The following is a 322-nucleotide window of genomic DNA, read 5'->3' as shown; positions in this document are numbered from 1 at the left end:
CGCCGCCAAACAGGACGGACCCTTCAACCGTCAAATGATCTGCCCGAGCGCCCGGACAATCACCTCGCTCACGTCCACATGCTCTGGCTGCTTGAGTACCCACATCACGACACGCGCGACGTCGTCGGGCTGCATCATCGCAACTGGGGTCTCTCCCCAAAGTGGGGTGTCGACATGGCCGGGGGCACTGATGGAAACACGCACCCCCGTGCCAATAACCTGTTGTCGCAGGCTTTCCGCCAGCCCGGTGATGGCCCATTTGGTGGCGGTGTACAGGTTGCCCGGATACACCTTGCGTCCGGACACGCTACCGGTGAACAGA

The 322-nt window shown here is 62.1% G+C and carries 1 protein-coding gene; it reads right to left on the bottom strand.

All coding sequences use genetic code 11. From position 1 onward, the window contains the following. Positions 1 to 30: 30 nt before the first annotated feature. On the bottom strand, positions 31 to 322 hold a 292-nt coding region (locus RVY79_RS18520), incomplete at its 5' end, for an SDR family oxidoreductase (protein ID WP_317466008.1).

It is taken from the genome of Chromohalobacter sp. HP20-39, assembly GCF_033052815.1.
Lineage (GTDB): Bacteria > Pseudomonadota > Gammaproteobacteria > Pseudomonadales > Halomonadaceae > Chromohalobacter.
The sequence above is the reverse complement of the archived record's forward strand: the minus strand, read 5'-3'. Positions and strand labels throughout refer to the sequence as shown.